Below are 22,030 nucleotides of genomic sequence, written 5' to 3'. Positions count from 1 at the left end.
GTAATTTATTGATTTATGATCCTGGCTTACCCAAGGTTAAACTAACATCAATTTCACGGCATTGTTAGCTCCACTAGGCGGTCGAAGCGGAAGGACTTGACCAGTTGATTGAGGCTGAGGCTCAGGGCCGCTTCAGATTCGGGAATCTCCTGGAGCAGTTCCTTGACCCGCTTGCTGTTGAGTTTTTTGGCAGCTTGGTGCAGTTCCCCAATCCATTCCCGGGGCATAATCATCAGGGTATCGCGATCCAGTTCAATGGGGGCGATCGCCGGAGTTGAATTTGATTCCTTGGTTGGGGTTGTACTGGCGTAGGTATAGGTGAGATTGAGGTGTTTAGCCAGGCGATCGAGAACCATGCGATTGCGGAAGGGTTTGGGAATAAAATCATCACAGCCATTTTTCAGGAGTTCTTCTTTTTCCTGCTCAAAGGTACTGGCGGTAACGGCAAAAATTTTGGTGGAGCGATCGCCCAGGTGGGTTTTGATGTGGCGGGTGGCGGCGCGGCCATCCATGACGGGCATCTTAATATCCATGAGAATGATATGGGGATCCCAGATTTGCCATTGCTCCACGGCCTCTTTGCCATTGCAGGCTTCCTTTAATTTGAAGCCAATGGGTTCGAGGAGGCGATGCAGAAGCTCACGATTTTCGGGAACATCATCCACAATTAAAATGCGATACTCCGGTTGTCCAGGGGCAAGACCGATGACTTTTGCTTTGGTTTCTTCGGTAGCTACGGCGCTCACATCAGCTAATTCGACCTGAATGGCAAAACTAAACGTGGTACCTTCTCCCTTTTTGCTTGTTACCTGAATATCCCCCCCCATCAGTTGCACAAATTGGCGACTAATGGCTAACCCCAGTCCCGTCCCTTCACTGACCTTCTTACTGCTATCGGTTTGGACAAAGGGCTGAAACAGAAGCTTTAATTCATCGGGGCCCATACCAATGCCGGTATCACTAATTTCAAAGAGCAATTGGGGTTCGGGTGTGTTCTGATAATTGACCTTGAGGGCCACCCCTCCCTCCTTGGTGAATTTAATCGCATTTCCCAACAGATTGACTAACACTTGGCGCAGTTTGGTCTCGTCGGTGATAATGGCTTCCGGTAAATTGTCGGCTAAATCAAACACCAATTGTAAATTCTTGGCTTGGGCCCGCACCTTTAGCATCTCTTCAATGGTTTTGAGGGCGCGGCTTAAATTAAAGGCACTGGTTTGGAGGACAATGCGCCCGGCTTCAATTTTGGCCATATCGAGGACATCGTTAATCAGACCCAGTAAATGCTCACCACTGCGGTTAATGGTTTCCACGGTTTGGTGCTGTTTGTCCCCCAGGGAGCGATCGCCCAGCATGAGTTGGCTAAATCCGAGGATGGCATTGAGGGGGGTTCGCAGCTCATGGCTCATATTGGCCAAAAACACACTCTTTGCCTTATTGGCCGCTTCGGCAGATTCCTTGGACTTGAGCATTTCCACTTCCGCTTGGCGGCGATCGCGGGAGGCAATGGCCAGGGCAACAATGTCAGTGATATTACTGGCAAAGGTTGTTTCTTCTAAGGACCATTTATGGGGCTGTTTCACCACTTCCACGGACAAAATACCCACTAACTCGGTACTTAACGCAATGGGCATACTCACTAGGGCTTGGACATCATTGGCTTCACAGTAGTTGCGTAAGACTTGGCTGCGATCGTCGGTGGCAATACAATTTAGGATTAAAGACTCGCCAGCGCGAAAATACTCCATAAAATCCTGACAGTCATCCATCGGGGTTGCGGTGAGCTTGCGATAGGCTTCTCCCCGTCGATCAAACAGTTCGATACAAACTAGATTTTCACCCCGTAGCTGCCAAATTCCCACCCGATCCACCTCTAGGGTATGGGCCGTAATTTCAACGATTTCCTTGAGGGCTGCCCCTAGATGACCTTTCTGAATATTGACGGAGCGACTTAGGGTAATCAAGGCAGTATTTTGATTTTGCAGAAGCCGTTCTTTGTGTTGCAAAATTGCATTAGCTGCCTCTAGGGCCTCAGTGCGTTCGTTCACAAGGTCTTCAAGGCGTTGGTTAAAATCCTTTAGGTTCGTAATAGAGGACTTGAGTTGCCGCGCCATATTAGAAAACGTGCGACTGAGATTGCCAATTTCATCGCGGGTATTAAACTCAACCTGAACATCCAAATTTCCCTGGGCAATTTCCTTGGCCGCTGTATCTAACTGGGTTAAGGGATGGGTTAAATAGCTACTGGCTAACCAGACAATGACAATCATGATCCCGATGGAGACAATTAAAATAATAATACCCACCTGGGTTTGTTCATAAATGAATGCCAAAACATCATCTTCATCTAAGCGAATGGCTAAACTCCAGTCGGTATTACGAATGGGGGCAAAAAAGACCCACTGCTGACCCTCCCCCTCCCACTTTTCCATGGCAATATCCCCCGTTTGACCCGAAAGCATCATTTCCCCAAGCTCTCGAATATCTGGGCGACCTTTGCGCTCGGCAACATCAAAAATTGACTGCTCAATTAGCGCATCATTGTCATGAAAAATTAACTTCCCCTGGCGATCAAGAATAAAAAATTCTCGATCCTGTAGCCCTTGGATATCAATGCGACTTTTCAGAGACACCAAAGGTAAATCAACGGTTGCCACCCCCTGTACCTGGCCATTGCGGCGAAAAGGCACGGAGTACGTCACCATCAAGACATTTCCCACTCCGTCATCAAAGTAGGGGGAACTCCAGCGGGGCAGCTTACTAGCCATGGGCTGGGAATACCACTCAAAGCCTTGCCCTGGCTGGCTGTAATCATTAACGGTGCCAATATTGACCCGCACCGGGCGATCGTTTTCATCTAAAAAAACATAGGGGGCAAATAGTCGCTGTTGGGGCGAATAGGCATTGGGTTGGTAGGCAATTCCCGCCCCATAAATCAGGGGGTTCTGAATCACGTTCAAACTGAGGAAGTTATAGAGCTGGGCTTCGCTGGGGTTGGGCAAGGCTTCAATGGCATTGGCTGTGGTCAGGGCAATTTCTTCAATTTCTTGGAGATTACTGTCTAACTGAAGGGCGTACTGCTGAACCAGTTCCCGCATCCACTGCTGGGCATCCTTCTTATCCTGCTCACTTAAACGAGCGCGACCAATATAAAACAGCCCCGTGTAGAGAATCATCACCGGGGTCAAGATGAGCAAGAGCAGCTTATGCCGGAATGCTAAACGACTAAACACCCTAATCGACCTGCAACGCTAGACCAATTCTATGATGTATGATGGCATTGAAATTTTGCTCTGTTCGATAATAAAAGCGATCCCCAGAATCGATCAAATGTCATGGTTCTATGACCAATGATCTCGTCCGGCGGCTTATTTGGGTGAACTCCGTCTTAATTAATGATTCTTTACCTTGACGGTCTTGACTTTTTCTGTCACATATAGTGCATGAGATAGCACTAGGCTATCCATGGTTTTAACTAGGAGGCACCTATGCCGAAGGATCGACCCCCCTTAGAAGATATGACATTGCGACAATTGAGACGGGTCGCCAGTGAATTGCAGGTATCCCGTTATAGTCGGATGCGTAAAGATCAACTCCTCACTGCTATTCGTGAAAAACAAGCCTTGGCTAATGGCGCGGCTGTTGTCTCTGCTAAACCTGTCCCTAGTCGTTTGGAGTTGCAAGAAAAAGTGGAAGCATCAAAGTTTGATCTTGGCCCTGCCCAGGAACCGGAAGTTGTACCCGCTAGCGTGGATGAAGGCCTAGGGGATTTGCCCGGTGGCTATGGTGATAGTCGGATTGTGCTGATGCCTCGGGATCCTCAGTGGGCCTATGCCTATTGGGACATCCCCAATGAACATCGGGAAGACTTGCGCCGCCAGGGGGGTCAACGTTTGGCATTGCGGATATATGATTCCACCAATATTAATTTAGACCATCAAATTCCCCACAGTGTCCAGGAATATCCCTGTGATGAGTTAGCTCGGGAATGGTATGTGCCGATCCCCGTGAGCGATCGCGACTACGTGGTGGAAATTGGTTATCGTTGTGGCGATGGTCGTTGGCTTGTGTTAGCCCGTTCCAGTCCGGTGCATATTCCCCCCACCTACCCCTCGGATTGGGTTTGGGATCAATTCATTACCGTGGACTGGGATATGGATCTGCGGGGTAAAACCGTCTTTGATCTTGGTTCTCCGGTCACCGCAGGCAGTAGTGAACCCAATCCAATTTATGAAGGCATTTTTGCCATGGCAGAAGGGGCAGAGGCCCAGCGGGTGGCCGGTTCCCTCTATGGTTCGATGCAGCAGGTTCCTGGATCGGTAACACCGGAAATGGCGATCAGTTCCTACGTCTTCCCCTCCGGCGTGGGTCTGTGGGCCCTACCAACGGTCTCTGGCCTTACTATGTCTGGGGTGGGCTTCTCGGCATCGGCCGCACCCATTCGTCCCCGTCAATTCTGGTTGGTGGCGGATGCAGAATTGATTGTCTACGGTGCTACGGAGCCTGATGCCACCGTCACCATTGGCGGCCAACCCATTAAACTGAATCCCGATGGGACGTTCCGCTTCCAGATGTCGTTCCAGGATGGCCTGCTGGACTTCCCGATCTTTGCGGTGGCGGCCGATGGTGAGCAAAACCGGGCTATTCACATGAAGTTTACCCGGGAAACTCCAGAGCGTCGTACCAATACGAAGGCGGAAGCGATTCTAGAATGGCCGGTATAGGACATTCACACACTTCAGATTAATGTCTTAACTTAAAAACCAGCCCTCCTCTGGATATATGTCTAAGGGGGGTATTTTTTTAATCAATTCTCAGAAAAAATATTAATTTCAGGCAGGGTTAGCCGAGGCGATCGCCGCTTTGGGGATGAAACCAATGTAAGGTTTCTGGGGAGAACGTCAGGCAAATGGATGACTGCCAGGGTTGATCCTGGGGAATCAGGGCCCGCAAGACCAGGGATGACTCATCAATTCCCACCGTGAGTAACCGATTCATACCCAAGTTTTCCACTAAGATTACTTCTCCCTTCAGGGCGATCGCATCTTCTGGTTGGGCTAGGCGAATATGCTCCGGTCGGATCCCTAACGTGACCATGGATAGGGGCGGAAAATTGGTTTTTAGAGGCAATTTAACATTACCGAGGCGGGCGGAGAATCCTTGGCAGGGTAAGGAGAGTAAATTCATCTGCGGGCTGCCAATAAAGCTGGCAACAAAATGATTGGCGGGCTGCCCATAAATCTTATCGGGGGTGGCCAACTGCTGAAGATGGCCCTCATAGAGGACAGCCACCTTAGTGGATAACGTCATAGCCTCCGTTTGATCATGGGTGACATAGACCACCGGAGCCGGTTGCTGGCCAAAAATTTCCTTTAACTGGGCCCGCACTTTTTCCCGGAGGAGGGCATCTAAATTACTGAGGGGTTCATCCAGTAAAAAAACCTGGGGTCGCCGAACTAAAGCACGGGCTAGGGCTACCCGTTGACGTTGACCTCCCGAAAGCTGGGCCGGTTTGCGATCGCCCAGTTCCTCAAGATCAAGCCTTTGGCAGGTTTCCCGCACCCGTTGTTGAATATCGCTTTTACTGAGGTTTCGCAGCCGCAGAGGAGAGGCAATATTTTCATTTACCGTCATGTGGGGATAGAGGGCGTAGCTTTGAAAAACCATGGCCATGTTGCGATCTCCAGGGGAATGGCCGCTAATCTCCTGATCATTTAGGTATATTTGGCCGCGGGTGGGTTGTTCAAGGCCCGCAATCATCCGCAGAGTTGTGGATTTACCACAGCCAGAGGGGCCCACCAGGGTTAAAAATTCATCTTCCTCCACCGTTAAACTCAAATCCTTAACGGGAACCACTCCGGAACGAAAGGTTTTATTGAGATGATGTAACTTTAGAATCGTCATAAACTTGGCTGACTTTTTCCTTGATACCAGTACTACTTTCCATTATGAAGAGGTTCATGGGGCTGCATATTGAACCATCACAGAACCTAAAGTCAAACCTAAAGTTATATGTAGTTTTATATGTAGTTCCAGAATATTTCCTTAAGGGAATCTGAGAATTTTGATTCATGATTTACGCTGGAGCGGTGAGCAGGAATATGATTCTGTTCAACGAATGAATCTAACGAGTTAATTGACTATGAGTGGATCCAGCAAGCGGAAACGGGTTGGTGTAATGACCAGTGGGGGTGACTGCCCTGGCTTAAATGCGGCTATCCGGGCGATCGTGAATCATGCCAGCTTAAGTTATGACTGGGAAGTGCTGGGAATTCCCCACGCCACAGAGGGACTCCTCAACCGTCAATCCATTCCCCTAGGAGTCCATGCCATGAATCTGCGTGGCATCGATTTACTTCTGACGATGGGGGGAACCATTCTTGGCTCCGTAAACAGCGGGGATCCATTGCCCGTGGCGGATCAAATTATTGAGGGCTACCATGACCTAGGCCTAGATGCTTTAATTGCGATTTGCGGCGATGGTAGTCTAGCCATTCTGCACCAAATTGCCAAAAGGGGTGGATGGAACTTCCTGGCAATTCCCAAAACCATTGATAATGATGTAGCTCTCACCGATCGCTCCATTGGCTTTGATACTGCGGTGAATACGGTAACGGATGCCCTCAATCGGATTATTTCCACGGCGGCCAGTCACAACCGCATCATGGTTGTAGAGGTCATGGGGCGAACCACGGGGCATTTAGCTCTCCATGCTGGAATTGCCGGTGGCGCAGATGTCATTTTACTGCCAGAGATTCCCTACTCCATTACGGGTATCTGCCGTCATATTGATGAGTTGCGGGAACGTTGGAATCGTAAGTTTGCCTTAGTAGTCGTGGCAGAAGGGGCCCAGGAAGTGAATTCCCCTGGTTTTGTGGCCACCTCTCCCAGCCATCCCAGTATTGGTCAGTACGTTGCTGAACAAATTAGCCACTGTAGTCAAGTCCCCCTAGAAGTGCGGGTATCCGTCCTCGGCCATGTGCAGCGGGGGGGAATGCCCTTGGCCCTGGATCGCATTTTGGCCGCCGCCCTGGGGAATATGGCTGTAGATTTAATTGCCCAAAGTAAATTTGACCGGATGTTAGCCTGGCAGGCCGGAAAGGCTATTGCCATCCCCATCCCAGAGGTTTTGGCCTTGAGTCCCCGTCCCTTGGAACCCACGAGTTTTCTGATTCGCACCGCCCATGGTCTAGGAACCTACGTGGGGGATAATCCACCTCTGCCAGACATTGATTTGAGTCTTTGTGGGGAATCCCTAGTCTGTGAGCTTTGAGCCGGTACAGTACAATCGAAATGAGAGTACGCCCTAGGCGATCGCCATTGAGGAGAATTTTTCCATGATCAATTTAATCATTGCCTGGATTGTCACCAGTGTTAGTTTATTTATAATTTCTAAGATTCCTTTTTTGGGTGTGGAAATTGATAAATTTAGTACGTCTCTGTGGTCAGCAATTATTTTTGGCATACTGAATGCCACCCTAGGAGCAATCCTGCAATTTCTGGCATTCCCGATTACGTTTCTCACCCTGGGTCTATTTGCGTTAGTCGTCAATGCGGCTATTTTTGCCCTTGCGGCGGCCTTTGTGACTGGATTTACCTTGAGAAATGGCTTTTTGAGCGCCCTATTTGGCTCTATTGCCCTGAGTATTATGAATTCTCTCACCTATACCCTGTTGAATCATTTGGCAATCGTCTAATTGCTTGTTTTTTAGCTTTGGATGATTAGGTTTTAATTAGCCTTCAAGTCGCCAAGTATGGATCTGCCCCGGCTTGATCTCAAGGGAATCTTGGGAATGGCTACTGCTACTCTCAGGATATTCCAGGAGATTTAAGGATTCTTTCACTAAACCTTCTGCTTCGGCGATCGCCCCGGAGGTTAAATTTAACTGAGATCCTTCTCCAATGGTTTCCTGGCATCGTAAAATCCATCCCCGTTGATCCTCTGCCTGCTTCAGGGTCATCAAGTGCAAGTGGGGACAATCCCAGGCTAAAAGACTGGTTTCCGGGGGAAGTGAACCCGAAGCCGACGTTATTCTATCTTCAACAATCCGGGGCACAAGGGGCGAATTGAGTTCCTGGGCCTGGTGATGGGTTTGGGCCTCCTGCCAGGTTTGTCCATGGGGATAGAGGGCATAGGTAAAGGTATGCCGACGGCGATCGCAGTCGGGGTCGGGCCAGGTGGGCGATCGCAAAAGGGTAAGGCGAACCTGTTCCGGTTGGGCATCCACACCATGCTTATCCCTGGTTAATAAACTCAGGCCGTAATCCCCCTTTTCCGTGGCCAGATCCAGCCAATGGAGAAAGGGAATTTCCCATTTGGCCTGATCCGCTGCCGATAACTCAGGATTAGGATCGGCATTAGGAAGGGTGGGACGTTCCGTGGTACCCCCAGGACTTTCGCAAGTAATTTTTGGCGCGGCGATCTCCAGGGGAAAAGCAGCTTTCAAGAGAATGTGGGATTCCTGCCAATCAATCACCGTCTCAATCTTGAGGACAGGGGAATAGATTTCCAGGCAATAGTCCTGCTGAATCTGGGATTGGCGAAACTGCCACGTGACCCGCAGCCGTTGCTCTAGGGGATGCCAGCGGATCCATTCAATCTGCTGTAGAGTGGCCTTCTCCAGAGGATAGTTTCCATAGTTGGGATCAATATTCCAGGCATCCCAGTATTGACCCTGATCTTGGAAAAACTGCAACTGATTCCCCGGCCCCTTAAGAATAAATCGCTGCTGAATCTTATCGTAGAGGTTGGTAATCTCCCCAGTTTGGGCATTGATTTCCACATGGAGATAATTATTTTCAATTAAATAGCCCAAGGGAGGACGAAAGGGTGTCACCGGTTCCGGGATTGGGCATAACCAATAGAGGCCATAGCCGAGGGGTGGTACCTCTAGGGCGACAAACCCTAAATTCTCTGCCGACCCCCGATCCCAGGGAACACTATCCCCAGCAGAGTTCTTGATCTGCCAAAGGTATGGAGCTAAGGACTCTAGGGGAACATGAACTAGGCGGGTACGGGCCCAACTCAGGCTATTAAACACCACCAGGGGAATTGCATCCGGTTCCGGCGGCTCGGGATAGGTAATATTTTCTAGGATATGGGTTTGGGCCGTCTCTAAAAGGGTATTGGCATGGCTGAGAATCTCTGACCAGTCCCCATTGGCATCGGTGTACACTGGGGCGATCGCCGTACCCGGCAAAATATCATGGAACTGATTAAACAGAAGTAATTTCCAGAGTCGCTCTAATTCCTGGTGGGGATAGGCCGCACCCACCACCATCCCCGCCAAGGACGACCAGATTTCTGCCTGGACAAGGGCTTGCTCACAATCCTGGTGCAACTGCTTTTGATCGCCATGGGAGGTATAGCAGCCCCGATGGAATTCTAGGTATAGTTCATCCTGCCACAGGGGCAATGACTCTAAACTTGTTTCTGCCTTGAGGGCCTCTAGGTAGGTCTGCACCGTGGTAAACGCCATCCTGGGCATAAACCCCTCTAACCGCTGCCACCGTCGATAGATCTCCAGCATATCCGCCGTGGGGCCACCGCCATGATCCCCCACACCCGGTAACCAGAGACTACGATGGGATCCCGTTTTCCCATACCACTCCTGGGCATAGGCGGCAATTTTAACCGGATCCAGACCCTCGCCAATGGGAGCAGACATTAAACTCAGAACCGAGTCGCCCGTGCCATCCTGCCAACGAAACCAACCATGGGGAAAGACCGTGGTGTCGTTCCAGCGCAGCTTTTGGGTAACAAAATATTCAATCTCCCCCCGCCTCAAAAAATGGGGCAATTGCCGACAAAAGCCAAAGCTATCCGGTAGCCAGGCAACTTTACTAAGTCCGCCGAATTTTTCCTGGACATACCGCTGACCATAGAGGATCTGCCGGGCTAGGGATTCACCACTAATCAGGTTCAGTTCTGGCTCCACCCATAGGCCTGCGGCAACTTCCCAGCGGCCCTGCTGCACTGCCCGTTGAATCCGTTGAAACAAATCCGGGTCGGTTTCTTCCAGATGGGCATAGAGGGCGGGACTAGAGTGACTAAAAATGAGTTCCGGGTACTGGTCTTGTAGGGCTAATACCGACTCAAAGGTACGTTTAGCTGCTTCCCAAGTCTCCGCAACCGGCCAGAGCCAGGCCAGATCCAAATGGGCATGGCCAGTCAAATGAATCTGATAGGCCCCTAGGCGCGATCGCCATTGTTTGAGGTGTTCATGGACTATTTCTAAGGCCGAATCCAGTTGTTGCCGTTGATTCTCCGTGGCAGCTAACCTTGTTAACTGCTCCTGGAGTTGTTCTTGCTGATCTGGATCCAACTCCCCTAGAAAAAGTTTGACAATTTCTAGCTCCTGGGCGACAAAACCGGGATCAATGCCGGTAGCGGATTCATAGACCACCTGCGATCGCACCAGGGCCCCCGGATCATGGCCCGGACTCACCAAATGTAAACAAATCTCCCAGGATTCCCCCGGAGTCACCGCCGCACCCAGGCAAATCCGGCAGGAGTGATCAAATAGATCCCCTTCCTGAACCCGTTCGCCATTGACATAAATTTGGGCGTTCTCTGCCCACCAGGTTAGCTGTATTCTTAGGGTCAAACCCTCTAGGGTATACCCCTCTAAATCCGCTGGAACCGTAATCTTCTGGCCGAGCCAAAGGGAAACCTGACCCTGGGGCCAAGAAATATGACCCTTTTCATTCAGATCAAGGGGGGAAGCTAGATTGACCAAGGATGGTGGTGTATTAGAAGCAGGTGGAGGCGGTAAACGATACCAACCCGTTTGCCGATCTTGAAGCACACAGGATTGCAGCCGCTGGCATTGCTTCGTCAGTTGATCTGCTAAATTTGCCAAAACAATCAAGGATATGGAGTGACATTAGAACATTACCATTGATCCTATCCTTGGCTGCAAAGGGTCATTGTATTTCGGGAAAGGGGTGTTTTTGGGGAAATGATCAATGGATAGATTTACAGATGTGCTAAATTAGCAACACAGTGCAATACATTACAAAGACTTCTGCCATTAAGATACCTACGTATGCTCAGTTAGAAGGTTTATTTTGGCAGGACACGACGAAGGGATTGGGGCTGAAATTACTCCAGATGGGGAGGTGTTCTGATGAGTCAAGTTGATTATGCTGCTATGTCTGATCCAGAACTGAAGCAGTACTTCCTGGAGCATCGTGAGGATGAAGTTGCATTTCAAGCATATTTGCAGCGGCGCAGAAGACGCTCTTCTGGAGTAATTGCAAAAGTGGGTGATCCGGACTTCGATTTAAAAATTGAGGCTGCTATCCGTCAGAAACTGCAAAAAGCTCTAGGTTAAAGCGGTCTGGCAACTGGAGCGGACTAACGAGAGATATTAATATAACTACAAAGGCTCCTGATAGTCGATCAACCGCTAGGGTGAGCGTCAGGAGAATATAACAATGCCTAAACCTCGAACCCTTTATATCTGCCGCGAATGTGGGGCGGAGTCAGTACAGTATTTTGGTCGCTGTGCCAGTTGTGGTGCCTGGAATAGTTTGGATGAGCAGATCATTTCTGGGGCTACGGCCGGGGAAGACCGCTTACTGGGGCGCAGTCGAGATAAAAAAAACAAGGAACCGGAAGCCACGGCAGCTGTCACCCTGGGGGCGATCGCCGAGAATCAGCAGTTTCGCCTCAGTTCGGGATTCAGTGAGTTAGATCGGGTCTTGGGGGGAGGCATTGTCCCTGGTTCTCTTGTCTTAGTGGGGGGAGATCCCGGCATTGGCAAATCCACTCTTTTACTTCAGGTGGCGGCAACCTTGGCCCAACAGGAACGCATTCTCTACGTCTGTGCGGAAGAGTCTGGACAGCAGGTGAAGTTACGATCGCGACGATTAAAGCTACCCCAGAGCGCGCAGTTATATTTATTACCGGAAATTGACCTAGAAGTGATTTTGCAGGAACTCAGAAGTCTACAACCATCGATCGCCGTTATTGACAGTATTCAAGCCATTTATCTCGCCAGTTTAACGTCGGCCCCCGGCTCGGTATCCCAGGTACGGGAATGTACGTCGGCCCTAATGCGGTTGGCCAAACAGGACGAAATCAGTCTCTTTATTGTTGGCCATGTCACCAAAGAAGGGGCGATCGCCGGCCCCAAGGTATTGGAGCATTTAGTGGACACAGTACTCTACTTTGAGGGCGATCGCTTTGCCAGTCATCGACTCCTGCGGGTGGTTAAAAATCGCTTTGGGGCAACCCAGGAAATTGGTGTCTTTGAAATGGTGGATCGGGGTCTAGAGCAAGTCACCAATCCATCGGCCCTGTTTTTAGGGGAGAGTGATCCGGCCCCCGGTACGGCGGTGATTGTCGCCTGCGAAGGAACACGGCCCTTGGTGGTGGAACTTCAAGCCCTTGTCAGTCCCACCAGCTATCCCTCCCCCCGCCGCTCAACCACGGGCCTAGAATACAATCGCTTCTTGCAAATCTTAGCAGTCTTAGAAAAACGTCTGGGGGTTCCCCTCTCCAAGCTAGATGCCTATGTTTCTTCATCCGGGGGGCTAACGGTGGCCGAACCGGCGGCGGATCTGGGGGTGGCGGTGGCGGTGGTGGCCAGTTTCCGCGATCGCCTTGTTCAGTCGGGAACCGTAATGATTGGGGAGGTGGGCCTGGGCGGCCAGGTTCGTTCAGTCTCCCAACTGGAAACCCGCTTACGGGAAGCTCTGAAATTAGGATTTAAGCGGGCGATCGTCCCCAAAAGCCAAGACCTTGACATTCCAGGGTTAGAAATCTGTCCCGTGGGTCGGGTTGCCGATGCGATCGTAGCCGCCCTCGCCCCCATGGATCAGGGAGAACACGCCTAGAAACTTTAGAAATTAGAAATAAGACTGGGGAAGGATTCCTTGCAGCCAGGCCCCAAAGCCTAGCACCAAGACCACTAGGTAAAAGGTTGCCACCACCCGCAATTCTGACCAGCCACTCAGTTCAAAATGATGGTGCAGGGGAGCCATTTTGAATAGTCGCTTGCCAATGCCATCGGGCCCCTTCGTTGCTTTGTAATAGCCCACCTGGGCAATGACGGATAGGGATTCGGCTAAAAAGAGACCACTAATAATCAGTAATTCCCAGAGATGATGACTCACCAGGCCAATGCCCGCCAACACGGCCCCCAAGGCCAACGACCCCGTATCTCCCATAAATACCCGGGCAGGATGATGGTTATGCCAGAGAAAACCTAGGCAGGCCCCGGCCATGGCGGCGGTGAGAATCATTAAATCGGGAAAATCGGCAGCCACTAAAATACCCAGACTCAAAAGGGCGATGGCCACGGTTCCGGCCGCCAACCCATCCAAACCATCGGTGAGATTCACCGCATTGCCTTCTGCCATGGGGACAAAAATTGCTAGGGGAATAAAAAGTAAACCGAGGGGCAGGGCCCATCCCCAGGAAAATTGAATCGTTGTGACCGTGGGATCCATCCTCAGGAGCCAGGCCGCAAAGCACAGGGCTGCCCCCCCTTCTAGGAGTAGCCGTAGTCGCGCCGACATCCCCTTATTGGATTTACGGACGAGCACTTGCCAATCATCCCACCAGCCAATACCCCCATAGACCGTAGTTAATAGGGCGATCGCCAACACCCGCAGCGGCCACTGTTCCAGTCCCAACCCAGTCCAAGCGAGGGCAACCAATAAGCCGGTGGGAATCAAGAAAATTCCCCCCATGGTGGGCGTACCGGATTTCTTGAGGTGGGATTGGGGGCCATCTTCGCGGATAACTTGACCGGTCTTAAGGCGGCGCAAGAGGGGAACGACCCACTGACCCATGAGCGCGGTTAGGGTGGCAGTCCCGACCAAGGGCAACGTGAAGGAGATCGCGGGCTGTTGCCAATGCTTGAAAACGACATCACTGGCGATCGCCATCCCTAGGAGAATGAGCGTCAAACAGATAAAAAGCCGTCGCCCTGTCAAAAAGGATGGTGTGGCTAAGGATTCAGATTTTGTTGGGGTCATATTCCCACCGGAAACAAGTTGGCCAAGGTTGCACTCGTTTTGTCCCTTTTATCTCTGTTAGTGCCTATCCCCATGGATGCCGCTCTTAATCGATGTCAGACTCGTCGTCTTCTTCGTAATCGGCTACCGGATCACTGACAAAATCATCTATTTCACCAATGTCTTCAGACATCGATGTTTCTTCCGGTTCCACTGCATCCCGGAGAATAAACCGGCCACTTTGCTTCAGCCAGTCTAAAATTGAACGATTGGGGCGAGAGGCGGTTGTCAGATTTCGTTGCTCCACAGGCTCTTCATAAAGCGAGGGATTATGTAGGGTCATAGGATGTTAGCTGCCAGTAGGTGGGTGTATTGAACCGGTTGAGCCATCGGGAAGAATCAACCATCCTATATCCTAGCGTCTTTCAAGAGGAAGGTTTGATAAAATTCAAGCTCCGCTTCCAGGGTTTTAATAATCGTAGCCCCCTGGCGAAAGCCATGGCGTTCATCGGCAAAGGTTAGATAGGTCACCGGAATCCCTTTGGCCTTTAGGGCTGTCACCATTTGCTCCGCTTGATTGGGGGGCACCACCTTATCCTGAAGTCCTTGGAAAAAGATCACCGGACAGGAGAGTTGTTCACAAAAGTGAATGGGCGATCGCTGGTAGTAGATGTCTCGGCCGGCGGGATAGGGGGCAATGAGGCGATCTAAATAGCGGGCCTCAAATTTGTGGGTATCCTTGGCCAAGGCCTCTAGGTCGCCAATGCCGTAATAGCTGGCTCCTGCCCGAAAGGTATTGGTAAAGGTCAAAGCTGCCAAGGTGGTATAGCCCCCCGCACTACTGCCACGAATGGCCACCCGATCGCCATCCACGCGCCCCTGGGCTACCAAATAGTTCACCCCGGCCACCGAATCTTCCACATCGGCAATACCCCACTGGCCCAATAGTTGCTGACGATAGGCGCGGCCATAGCCCGTAGAGCCACGGTAGTTGACATCCAAAACCGCAAACCCCCGACTCGTCCAGTATTGAATCCGCAGATCAAAACCACTACCACTGGCCGCAGTGGGGCCACCATGGCTTTTGACTAATAGGGGGGGACGCTCCGAATCGGGCCCTTGGTAGTCCTTGTTTTGGGGTGGATAGAAAAAACCGTAGGCCGTTTGATGGGAGCCAGTGGGGAAGGCGATAGGTTCCGGCGTAGAAATATACCCCGGATCAAGGTCAAGGGTGGTGGAGGTTTTTAAGACCCGTAAGGCTTGGGTTCTGATATCCCATTCCAGGATGCCGAGGGGGTGGCTGGGACTACTGGCAAGGAAAACAACGGAATGCTCGGAACTGGCCTGAAGTCCCTGAATATCGGTGTGGGGTAAATCGATGGGAGTAAAACGCTGATCCGCCAAATGTAAAACGCCTAAATGCCAAATGCCGCGATCGCTGTAGGTGAGTACCAGAGTATCGGGGGAGAGGGGGGCATAGGTGGACTGACCAAAGACCCACGGCGGGACACCACAATCTACGTCCTGGGGATAGAGGGGCTGATGGATACCGTCCTGATAGCTATAGAGATTCCACCAGCCGGAGCGATCGCTGATATAGAGTAAGCGACCATCCGCCAGCCAGCGGGGTTGTTGTACCGCTTCCTCCAAACCACCAGCAATTTTGATGGGTTCCCCTAAAAGGCCATCCCCCTGAATCTGGGCCTGCCAGAGCGCGGTTCCATCCCAGGGGAGTTGGGGATGATTCCAACTCAGCCAAACTAGGAATTGACCATCGGGACTGAGGCGAGGTGAGCTATAAAAGTCGCTACCGGAAACTAAGGTCTGGGGTGCCCGCCGTTCTCCATCCCGTTGTAGGGGAATGGCCACCAGGGTATTGATGACTTCTCTTTCCCCAGGGGAATGCTGTTCCTGGACGCAAATTAAACGGTTATGGTGGCGATCAACTACGCCATCGGCAAAGCGGGCATTGGGGTGATTCGTTAGGGCATAGGGCACACCCCCCGCCTGAGGGTCTAAACCATAAATCTGTTGATCGGCCTCGTTCACAAAGAAAATCTGTGAACCATCTAGCCAATAGGCTCCGCCGCCGTATTCGTGAACCCGCGATCGCACACTGTAGGAGGGGTCTAGCAATGTCACGGGTTGGGGGTTGGGATGATCATTGTTTCCCTGCCACCCCTTTTCCTGCCGCACTAAGACCGATCGCCCCTTTTCCTGGGGTCGAGTTTCCAACCAATAGATGTCCTGGCCATGGGTGCGAATCTCCCCTAAACCAATGGACTGGGAGGTCATTAAATCGGGAGTCAAGGGCGATCGCCAGGTACCAAAGGGAGAGGTCAGAACCATACAAAACCAGGATGAAGGGTTAAGGGGATTTTAGCGGATCACTTACCTAGAGGCATTTCATCGCCCCAGCTTCGGTATGCTGGAATATAGTCTATCGGGAACCTTGGCCCCATGTCTCCCTCTCCTTCCTTACATCAGACCTTGGCCATTATTATTTGTGCCGCCTGGGCCGATGGCCATTTAGACCCCCAGGAAATTGATTACCTGAACCATCTATTGCACCAGTATGGCCTCAGTCAGGATCCGCACCTTAGAAGCCTGCTGGAATCTCCCGTTTCCCTGCAAGACACGGAACAGCGCATTGCCTACTACTTGACCCAAGCCACGGAAAGCGATCGCAGTAAGCTCTTGGCAGATATTGGTACGCTGCTGATTGTGGACAATGTGGTTTCACCGGAAGAACACCAATTATTGGATGACTACTACAAGATGACGGCCCTGATTCCCCCCTTGCCGGAAGAGCCGATGGCGATCGCCGAGACCGTGGGCCGTTTTGTGCGTCAGGGCTTGAATACCCTGATCAAGGCGGTACATCACCCTTAGCTTTTAGGTTTTATGGCTCTTAGGTTTCATGGCCAAGTAGCCACTAAAGCCGCCGGCATGGCCCGTTCCCTGGGCACTATCGCGAATGGCTTCAATTTCAAATCCATAGCCCTGTAAAAAGGTCGTCACCCCCGGATTACGGTAGCCATCTAAATAGATCCCATAGACCCGATCCTCCTTAAAAAAGGCCTCTGCCCCCTCTAGTACCTCCAGTTCTTGACCTTCCACATCCACTTTTAAGAGCAGGCGATCGCCGTCAATGGCAAAGGAATCGAGACGACGGGCAGGAAGGGTCATGGTTTCAGCCGTCGCACCATGGAATGCGGATCGGTAGGCTTCACTGGTAAAGATATTGGATACGGCTCCGCCAATAAAGGTTAACTCACCGGCCTGGTTAGATAGGGCCACACAGTGGGTTTCAACGGGGGTATCCCCTAAGGTCTTGACTAATCGCTGGTAGGTTTCTGGGTGGGGTTCAAAGGCATAAAACTTAAGATCGGGATAGAGCGATCGCAGGCGCACCAGTAGGGCCGAAAAGATACCCACATTTGCCCCCAAATCCAAAAACGCATCGGCGTGGGGCAACAGGGCCGCCAGGTAAAAGACAATTTGCACCTCATCCCGGAGAAACTGGGAGGACGTACACAAACGGGACATCCGTAAATAACCGTGTTCCTGAATGGAATTAATGTGTATACGGCTGCCAAAGAGGTAAATATCCAAATCCCGATCCGACTCCAGTAGCCGAGTCACAAAATTGCGCAACTTTGGCTTGGTATTGAAGTGTCGATGTAGAAATCTCAGAAAGGGTAATTGAGAGCTTACAAAGGATGGCTTGGAATTCACCGAATATGTTCCTGGTAGAGACTATAATCTTGTTGCCTAAATTTTTGCATTAATTATTTATTTTCGTTCAAAGTGAATAAATTGCATCAAGGTCTAGATTGGCAACGTTAGAGCTTGGGATAGCAGTCCTGGGGATTTTCCCCCCTTGGGAACTAGGGCCAGTTGAAGATGTGGCCAAATCTTGGCCATTGATTCATTCAAGGCATATTAGATTAAATTCAAATTGTTTTATGTTTTCTTTTATATCCTCGTAATCTAGGTTGTTGTAGGAGTCAGAGCGGTGTCCCTTCAGGCTGTAGCAAATTTTACTGATCAGGCTTCCCCCCAAGCGATCGCCCATCAATTGAACTATATTTTTGCTCCCCAATCCACAACGGTGCGGCTGGCATTTCGGGAAGATGGTTGGAAAATTCTGCTGGAAGCCGAGCAGGTTCCGGATCAAAATCACTGTCTCGTTCTGCTGCGGCAATTACTCCTCCAGTGGGTGATGCCCCCTGAGATCCATGTTTACGGCCGCCAGGCGGGCCAGGCTCCGGCCTGGGGAGTTCGTTTACGCCCCAAACCCACGCCCCCCAGCTATCTAACTCCAGAGATCGCTCTGCCTGACACCCTTGCGGCCCCGGATACAACTGCCGGTCAAGTTGCCCCCCCCCTAGAAGAAGAGGCCCTAGACCCGCGATCGCTGCGGGATCCTTTCTTACTCATGTCCAGTTTGGCGGTGATGGTTTCCGGTGCCTTGGGTCTCCTGTGGACTTCCCCCGGTTATTGGCTCCAGAGAGCTACGGCTCCAGACCACGACAACGTGCGGGCATTGATTTTAGATCAGGCCGATGCCCTGAAGGAACGGATTCCTGCCGGCGTGGCCCTAGGGGAATATTTTCCACCCCAAAGTTTACAAGGCGAAACTATCCATCAACTGGCCCTGGCCCCGGAACAAAAATTAGTTGCCCTCACCTTTGATGACGGCCCCCACCCCACCCACACCCCCCAAGTACTGGAAATTTTACAGCGGGAAAAGGTCAAAGGTACCTTTTTTGTGGTTGGCCAGCAGGTGAACCAGTACCCAGACCTGGCCCGGCAGATTGTGCAGCGGGGCCATACCATTGCCAACCACACCTGGACCCACCCCACCCACCCCCATTCGACCGAAGCCGCAGCCGCAGAAATCAACCGCAGTCAGGCCCTTATCCAAGAGGTCACGGGGGCCAGTTCACGGCTCTTTCGTCCACCGGGGGGAAACCTCACCAATGGTCTGTCGGCCCGGGCCGCAGGCACGCAGTACAGTGTGGTGATGTGGTCAGCGGATCCCCGGGATTGGGTTCCGGGGCGATCGGCCCAGGTGATCACCCAAGAGGTTCTAAATCAAACTAAGCCAGGGGGAATTGTACTGCTCCACGATGGCGGCGGAGATCGATCCCAGACGGTGCAGGCCCTACCGGCAATTATTAAGGGTTTACGGGACAAGGGCTATACCCTAGTGACACTGCCGGAGTTATTTGCGGCCCAAGACCCCAGCGGAGCAGTGCAAACACCGGAATGGTTGAGTCTCCAGAGCATCCCCGAACTAACCCAGGTGCGGGATCAATTACAGGGAAAAGTAGATGAACAGTTCCACGACCTGAAAACTAAGGCCCTGTTTGTACCGGAGCAGCGGCAGAACCTTGCAGATCGCTACCGCCTGCACAAAGAATCCCTGAGTTGGGTGCAGCAACGCCTGGATCATGAAACCCGCTCCAAGGAAAACTGGTTGCGGGCCCTTGAGTTGGGTGGACAGGCCGCCGCCACCGGCAAGGGCGAGGATTGGGAGCGGTCCCAAGGGCAGTGGCAACAGGCGATCGCCCATTTGCAACACATTCCCGAAAATGCCTTCATCTATTCCGCTGCCCAACTAAAGTTACAGGAATATCAACGCAACTTAAACATTGTTAACCGCAACCTAGAGGTGGCCCAGTCACAATTTTTAACCACCGTTGCCCAGGAAGCCGGTCTCTCGAACCAGGCCTCGATCGCCCTGTGTCAGGTGGGGGGAGCCTGCCGGGCCCTGCGGGGAGATTTGGTGCATAAAAGTACCGCCAGCTTGATTAAAGTGCCTGTGGCCGTCGTCGCCCTCCATTGGGCCCAACACAGCCAGTATGGGCTGGATCGACCGGTTTTTATTACCTCTAGTAACTATACCGAGGATGCCTCCACCATCCGTCCCCGGAATCAATACCCCCTGCAAACCTTAGTGGAGGCGATGATTAGCCACAGTAGTAATATCGCCCCTAACCAATTGATGGATATTATGGGCTGGGATTACATCAATGCGGTTCTCAAGGACTATGGACTCAGCCGCACCCAAGTCGGTTCAAAATTTATGGGCGATCGCATTGCCCCCGCTAAACTAGGGGTCAAATCCAATTTAAGTACCAGTCGCGATCTAACCCGTTTAATCAGTCAAATTTATGGCGGCAATGTACCTGGGGCCCAGATACTACAGAATGCCCTTGGCAAGCAAAAAGATCGACAGTTGGGTTACGCGGCCCTGCAAGATACCCAGGCAACATGGCTGGGGGAAAAAACCGGCGAAAATGCCTTTGTCTTGGGAACCAGTGTGATTTTTCGGGTCAAGGCTAACACCTATGTCCTCACCATTATTGACCAGGGTAAAACCGGAGATGCAAAGCTCCGCCATGCCATCGGGGCGATCGCCCACCATGTTATTCGCCACCCTCAGCTTTTGGCAACATGAAACGGCGGCAGTTCCATCACTGGTTTGGGTGGGGTACTGCTAGCTTGGCCACATCCATGCTCCTCGGCCAATGCCAGGCCTCCGTCCTAGATCAAGGGCAAACGCGGGCGATCGCCCCGGAACCCATCATCGAACCTCCCCCGGAAACGGAGCTACTCATACCAACATTTTTAGGGAATGATCAGCGGCGATATTACGGCCAAGGCATTCCTGAGGGTTTGAAACTGCAACAGAAATTTCTCTTGGGTACGGGCCAAACTCGGGTGGGTTCTGAGATGCGATCTTGGAGTGGCGTTGGTTGGACGGGCCAGCCCACCCTAGTGAAAGATCAAGGGGACATTTACTTAATCATTGGTGCCTACGACCACAGCCTACGGAAGTTGCGCCTCTCGGACTTGAGTGAAGTATGGCGATACCTCTTTGAAGATGTGGTCAAGGGGACTGCCACAATTTATATCAATGCCAAGGCTGAACCAGAAAATCAGGTGGTAATTGTCCAGGGCAGCCGTATGGGCCTCAATCGCAGTCTCACCAGCCCCGTCATTCCCAGCTTACGGGCCGTTTCCTTTCGCACCGGCCAAGACCTGTGGCAGATGGATATTCCACTGACGAAAAGTTATAGCCGTGATCACGATGGTAGTCCCATCTATCTACCTGAAAATTACGTTCTCTTCACCGGGGCTGAAAATGGTATGGGCTATTTCCTGGGTGCCGATGCCCGTCTGACCCAGGAGAAGCAGGGCCTGACCCAACCAAAAGTTTTAGGGGAAGTTCAACTCTACGATGCCCAGGATCCGCTCCGCCAAGGGGGCAACCTTGTCACCGAATCCTCCCCAGCCCGATGGTTAGATCATCTCTATGTGGCTGCCGGCTCCGGCCATATCTATGGCATCAGCATCCCTGAAAAGAAAATTGTCTGGGACTTCTTTGTGGGGACGGATATAGACGGCAGCGTCGTTATTTCCGAGGACGGTAAGCTCTTTTGTACCATTGAAAAGGAATATAATTCCGGCTTTGGCGGTGTCATCAAGTTGGACCCAAGCCGCCCCGCCCAGGAGAGTGTGGATTGGTTTTTGCCCACAGGAAATGCTCGCGTTGCCACCTGGTTGGGGGGAATTATCGGCTCCGCCGCCATCAATGATGACTATAACCCCGATGGCCAGCGGCCGCGCCTGTTTGCCACCCTGCCCCTAGATGGCCACCTGTACATTGGTTCCCAACACCAAGTTACGGGCAAAACGGTTCCCGGCCCGCGCCATGAGACCACCTATCCAACGCCAGTGATTGCGGTTCGCCACCCCTTAGTGCCGTCGATTTCAACGCCGATCTTTACCGAGGGCGATCGCCTGATTGTGGCCGGCTATGGGGGGATATACCTCTTTCAACTCACCTATGAACCTGCCACCGCATCCATGGAAAATGCCCTAGTGAATGATCACGGCGACTACTACCATCTCGAGATCCATCTCATTGATCGCTTTAGCCCCAGCACCTCCTTTGAAGCGACTCCCATTGTCTGGGACGGCAAGACTTATATTGGTGCAAGGGATGGTTACCTATACTGCCTTGGTTAACTCTTTTAAGGCATTTCTA

15 protein-coding genes are annotated in these 22,030 nt (G+C 51.7%); 8 read left to right on the top strand and 7 right to left on the bottom strand.

Going from position 1 to position 22,030, the window contains the following annotated elements; translation table 11 throughout:
- Positions 1-53 precede the first annotated feature (53 nt).
- A complete protein-coding gene (locus L3556_RS03940) occupies positions 54-3,233 on the bottom strand; it encodes an ATP-binding protein (RefSeq protein WP_277866007.1) in 3,180 nt (1,059 codons plus the stop codon).
- A 255-nt stretch (positions 3,234-3,488) separates the two neighbouring features.
- On the opposite strand from L3556_RS03940, the gene L3556_RS03935 reads away from it, so the two are divergent.
- Entirely contained in the window at positions 3,489-4,724 is a 1,236-nt protein-coding gene (locus L3556_RS03935) for a DUF4912 domain-containing protein (protein ID WP_277866006.1), read from the top strand.
- Positions 4,725-4,842: 118 nt separating this feature from the next.
- On the opposite strand, the gene L3556_RS03930 is transcribed toward L3556_RS03935, so the two are convergent.
- Positions 4,843-5,904: an ABC transporter ATP-binding protein gene (locus tag L3556_RS03930; protein WP_277866005.1), complete on the bottom strand. Its 1,062-nt coding sequence runs from the start codon at positions 5,902-5,904 to the stop codon at positions 4,843-4,845.
- Between the two features lie 238 nt (positions 5,905-6,142).
- Between L3556_RS03930 and L3556_RS03925 the strand changes: the two genes are divergently transcribed.
- Both L3556_RS03925 and L3556_RS03920 read left to right on the top strand, forming a co-directional pair.
- Positions 6,143-7,273 carry an ATP-dependent 6-phosphofructokinase gene (locus tag L3556_RS03925; RefSeq protein WP_277866004.1) on the top strand — a complete coding sequence of 377 codons (1,131 nt, stop codon included), beginning with the start codon at positions 6,143-6,145 and terminating at the stop codon, positions 7,271-7,273.
- Positions 7,274-7,337: 64 nt separating this feature from the next.
- On the top strand, positions 7,338-7,697 hold the full coding sequence (locus tag L3556_RS03920; protein WP_277866003.1) for a phage holin family protein: 360 nt from the start codon (positions 7,338-7,340) through the stop codon (positions 7,695-7,697).
- 36 nt (positions 7,698-7,733) lie between these two features.
- Here L3556_RS03920 and L3556_RS03915 read toward each other — a convergent pair whose 3' ends face one another.
- Positions 7,734-10,862 carry an alpha-mannosidase gene (locus tag L3556_RS03915; RefSeq protein WP_277866002.1) on the bottom strand — a complete coding sequence of 1,043 codons (3,129 nt, stop codon included), beginning with the start codon at positions 10,860-10,862 and terminating at the stop codon, positions 7,734-7,736.
- A 267-nt stretch (positions 10,863-11,129) separates the two neighbouring features.
- On the opposite strand from L3556_RS03915, the gene L3556_RS03910 reads away from it, so the two are divergent.
- Positions 11,130-11,336, top strand: coding sequence for a DUF6887 family protein (locus tag L3556_RS03910; RefSeq protein WP_277866001.1), 207 nt, complete (start codon positions 11,130-11,132; stop codon positions 11,334-11,336).
- A gap of 103 nt (positions 11,337-11,439) precedes the next feature.
- A complete protein-coding gene (gene radA / locus L3556_RS03905; protein ID WP_277866000.1) occupies positions 11,440-12,843 on the top strand; it encodes a DNA repair protein RadA in 1,404 nt (467 codons plus the stop codon).
- A 12-nt stretch (positions 12,844-12,855) separates the two neighbouring features.
- On the opposite strand, the gene mraY is transcribed toward radA, so the two are convergent.
- The 3 genes from mraY to L3556_RS03890 form a co-directional block, all read right to left on the bottom strand.
- Positions 12,856-13,989, bottom strand: a complete 1,134-nt coding sequence (gene mraY / locus L3556_RS03900) for a phospho-N-acetylmuramoyl-pentapeptide-transferase (protein ID WP_277865999.1) — start codon at positions 13,987-13,989, stop codon at positions 12,856-12,858.
- An 85-nt stretch (positions 13,990-14,074) separates the two neighbouring features.
- Positions 14,075-14,311, bottom strand: coding sequence for a DUF3134 family protein (locus tag L3556_RS03895; protein WP_277865998.1), 237 nt, complete (start codon positions 14,309-14,311; stop codon positions 14,075-14,077).
- A 65-nt stretch (positions 14,312-14,376) separates the two neighbouring features.
- Entirely contained in the window at positions 14,377-16,317 is a 1,941-nt protein-coding gene (locus tag L3556_RS03890; RefSeq protein ID WP_277865997.1) for a S9 family peptidase, read from the bottom strand.
- A 111-nt stretch (positions 16,318-16,428) separates the two neighbouring features.
- Here L3556_RS03890 and L3556_RS03885 point away from each other — a divergent pair, with 111 nt between their 5' ends.
- Complete coding sequence (locus L3556_RS03885; RefSeq protein WP_277865996.1) at positions 16,429-16,860, top strand: tellurite resistance TerB family protein; 432 nt, start codon at positions 16,429-16,431, stop codon at positions 16,858-16,860.
- Positions 16,861-16,863: 3 nt separating this feature from the next.
- Here L3556_RS03885 and L3556_RS03880 read toward each other — a convergent pair whose 3' ends face one another.
- Positions 16,864-17,613, bottom strand: a complete 750-nt coding sequence (locus tag L3556_RS03880) for an FkbM family methyltransferase (RefSeq protein WP_277865995.1) — start codon at positions 17,611-17,613, stop codon at positions 16,864-16,866.
- Between the two features lie 373 nt (positions 17,614-17,986).
- On the opposite strand from L3556_RS03880, the gene L3556_RS03875 reads away from it, so the two are divergent.
- Together L3556_RS03875 and L3556_RS03870 are read left to right on the top strand one after the other, a co-directional pair.
- Entirely contained in the window at positions 17,987-20,437 is a 2,451-nt protein-coding gene (locus L3556_RS03875) for a polysaccharide deacetylase family protein (protein WP_277865994.1), read from the top strand.
- The gene (locus L3556_RS03870) at positions 20,434-22,011 is read left to right on the top strand and encodes a PQQ-binding-like beta-propeller repeat protein (RefSeq protein WP_277865993.1); all 1,578 of its coding nucleotides are present in this window, start codon (positions 20,434-20,436) and stop codon (positions 22,009-22,011) included. The genes L3556_RS03875 and L3556_RS03870 overlap by 4 nt, the downstream gene beginning before the upstream one ends.
- Positions 22,012-22,030: the final 19 nt, after the last annotated feature.

This window comes from Candidatus Synechococcus calcipolaris G9 (assembly GCF_029582805.1).
In the GTDB taxonomy this organism is placed as follows: domain Bacteria; phylum Cyanobacteriota; class Cyanobacteriia; order Thermosynechococcales; family Thermosynechococcaceae; genus Synechococcus_F; species Synechococcus_F calcipolaris.
The sequence above is the reverse complement of the archived record's forward strand: the minus strand, read 5'-3'. Positions and strand labels throughout refer to the sequence as shown.